General features: G+C 71.4%; 2 protein-coding genes. One reads left to right on the top strand and one right to left on the bottom strand.

Annotated elements, in window-relative coordinates; genetic code table 11:
* Positions 1–860, bottom strand: an 860-nt coding sequence (locus tag ACFU7Y_RS42100) for a glycoside hydrolase family 15 protein (protein ID WP_380771716.1), incomplete at its 3' end; no start/stop codon positions are given.
* Positions 861–1,571: 711 nt separating this feature from the next.
* On the opposite strand from ACFU7Y_RS42100, the gene ACFU7Y_RS42095 reads away from it, so the two are divergent.
* Positions 1,572–3,251: a CTP synthase gene (locus ACFU7Y_RS42095; RefSeq protein ID WP_380771714.1), complete on the top strand. Its 1,680-nt coding sequence runs from the start codon at positions 1,572–1,574 to the stop codon at positions 3,249–3,251.
* Positions 3,252–3,285 lie beyond the last annotated feature (34 nt).

Raw genomic sequence — 3,285 nt, 5'->3', positions numbered from 1 at the left:
CCGCCGGTGGGGGCGTAGGTGAGGCCCTTGAGGGTGATGAGGGAGCGGATCACGGCCTCGCGGTAGGGGCCCTGGTAGGTGCACTGGTCGGCCCATTCGTGCCAGAAGTCGGCGGTGGCGTCCAGCAGCTGTTCGGCGTCGGGGGTCCTGGGCGGGTCGAGGTGGGAGGCCTGCCAGGTGAGGGCGAAGGCGATCCGTTCGCCGGCGCTGACGGCGAAGTCGGCGTAGGTGGTGAGGTCTCGGCCGTAGGTCTCGGCCTCGCCGTCCAGCCAGACGGAGTCGGGTCCGGCGACGGCGACGGTGCGGTGGCCGCCGTCGGCCTGCTCGACGCGGTGCACCCAGGGCACCACCCGGCCGTAGGAGAAACGCATCCGCAGCGCCGAGCGCATCCGCACGGTGCCGCAGACGCCCTCGACGATCCGGATCACCTGGGGGACGGCGTCCTTGCCGGCCAGCGGGCGCGGCGGCATGAAGTCGATCACCCGGACGGTGCCGCCCTGGGTGTCCCACTCCTGTTCCAGGATCAGCGAGTCGCCCCGGTAGTGGCGGCGGTCGGCGGGCAGGGCGGGGGCGGCGGCGGTGGGCGGGGGCACGCGCAGGTCGGCGGAGGTGGCGATGTGGGTCCGGCCGGTGGTGGGGGCCGTGGCGGCGGCCGGCGCGGGGACCTCGGTCAGGACGGCCTCGGCCGGGCCGATCCGCCAGAAGCCGTGTTCATCGGTGCCGAGCAGACCGGCGAACACGGCCGGCGAGTCGAAGCGGGGAAGGCAGAGCCAGTCCACCGCCCCGTCCCTGCTGACCAGGGCAGCGGTCTGCATGTCCCCGATGAGTGCGTAGTCCTCGATACGGCCGGCCACGTGGATCTCCAGTTCGCAATGTGGTCAGGGCATCGGCGAGCGGAGGGAGCGAGCGGTCTGCGGGGCCGGAGGTCCACCCCGGGACGTCCGGCCTGCCGGGGGTGGTGGCAGGCCTTGCTGGAGTGTCCGCGGGGCTCGGTCGAGCCCCTGGAGTGGGTGGGGGGAGCTGGAATACGGGGAGGTCCGGTCGCGCATCGGGGACCGGGAGTGTCCTGACCCTCCCACGCCCTCCGCGTGCTCGTGCTGTCGGCGATGCGTCCGAGCAGCTTACGACGGACGAAAGGGGCGAAGCACGCGGGCGCAGCCCGGTGTGGCGCCGCAATTCGGCGGAAATGCCGTGCATCGCGGGGGCGCGGCGCAGGATGGTCCGGAAGGATCACCTCCGCCTGGTCCGGCCGGAGGAGCCGGTATGGTCCGGATGGATACTCCGCTCTGGCCCGGTCCGGCCGGTGGTGCGACCGGTGTGACACGTGCGGCGTGTGATGCGCCGGTGGTGCGCCCCGCGCGCGCTCCCGACGCGGCGCGCGCGGCCCGAACGGCGTCCGGGTCGGGTCACTGATACCCTGGTATCCCGTGGACCGGCGGGATCAAACGCCCCGGACCAGCCGAACCGACGACCCTTCGAGCGCCGCGCACCGAGCCGGCCTCCCGTCGCCCGGCGAACCCCGAGCCTCCCGCCCACGTCACTTTCGACACGCGACCCACGGGAGCCCCCTCTTGGCACAGCCCCATTCCGGCAAGGCAGCGAACGGCCGCGCCGTGACGACCAAGCACCTCTTCGTCACCGGGGGTGTCGCCTCTTCGCTCGGCAAGGGGCTCACCGCCTCCAGCCTCGGCGCGCTGCTCAAGGCCCGCGGCCTGCGCGTAACGATGCAGAAGCTCGACCCGTACCTCAACGTGGACCCGGGCACCATGAACCCGTTCCAGCACGGTGAGGTGTTCGTCACCGACGACGGCGCCGAGACCGACCTGGACATCGGCCACTACGAGCGGTTCCTGGACACCAACCTGCACGGCTCGGCGAACGTCACCACCGGCCAGGTGTACTCGACCGTCATCGCCAAGGAGCGCCGCGGCGAGTACCTGGGCGACACCGTCCAGGTCATCCCGCACATCACCAACGAGATCAAGTCCCGGATCCGCCGGATGGCGACCGAGGACGTCGACGTGGTGATCACCGAGGTCGGCGGCACCGTCGGCGACATCGAGTCGCTGCCGTTCCTGGAGGCCGTCCGCCAGGTCCGCCACGAGGTCGGCCGGGACAACGTGTTCTTCGTGCACGTCTCCCTGCTGCCGTACATCGGCCCCTCGGGCGAGCTGAAGACCAAGCCCACCCAGCACTCCGTCGCCGCGCTGCGCAACATCGGCATCCAGCCCGACGCGATCGTGCTGCGCGCCGACCGCGAGGTCCCGCAGGCGATCAAGCGCAAGATCTCGATGATGTGCGACGTGGACGAGGAGGCCGTGGTCGCGGCCATCGACGCCAAGTCGATCTACGACATCCCCAAGGTGCTGCACGGCGAGGGCCTGGACGCCTACGTGGTGCGCCGCCTGGACCTGCCGTTCCGCGACGTCGACTGGACCACCTGGGACGACCTGCTGCGCCGCGTCCACGAGCCGCAGCACATCGTCAAGGTCGCCCTGGTCGGCAAGTACATCGACCTGCCGGACGCCTACCTGTCGGTGACCGAGGCGCTGCGCGCCGGCGGCTTCGCCAACAACGCCCGGGTCGAGATCAAGTGGGTCACCTCGGACGACTGCGAGACCCCCGAGGGCGCCCAGGCGCAGCTCGGCGACGTGGACGCGATCTGCATCCCCGGCGGCTTCGGCGACCGCGGCGTCAACGGCAAGGTCGGCGCGATCACCTACGCCCGCGAGAACAAGGTCCCGCTGCTGGGCCTGTGCCTGGGCCTGCAGTGCGTGGTCATCGAGGCGGCCCGCAACCTGGCCGGCCTGCCGGAGGCCAACTCCACCGAGTTCGACGCCGCCGCCAAGCACCCGGTCATCTCCACCATGGCCGAGCAGCTGGCCATCGTCGACGGCAAGGGCGACCTGGGCGGCACCATGCGCCTGGGCCTGTACCCGGCCAAGCTCGCCGAGGGCTCGATCGTCCGCGAGGTCTACGGCGGCGAGCAGTACGTCGAGGAGCGCCACCGCCACCGCTACGAGGTCAACAACGCCTACCGCGCGGACCTGGAGAAGACCGGCCTGGTGTTCTCCGGCCTCTCGCCCAAGGGCGACCTGGTCGAGTACGTCGAGTACCCGCGCGAGGTGCACCCCTACCTGGTGGCCACCCAGGCCCACCCGGAGCTGAAGTCCCGTCCGACCCGCCCGCACCCGCTGTTCGCGGGCCTGGTCAAGGCGGCCATCGAGATCAAGACCACGGCCTCCGAGTAGTCATCTTCTTCTTGGCCTCGGTCGTTCACCGGAC

The organism is Kitasatospora sp. NPDC057542 (genome assembly GCF_042801945.1).
Classification (GTDB): Bacteria; Actinomycetota; Actinomycetes; order Streptomycetales; family Streptomycetaceae; genus Kitasatospora.
This window is presented reverse-complemented; position numbering and strand designations above follow the sequence as displayed.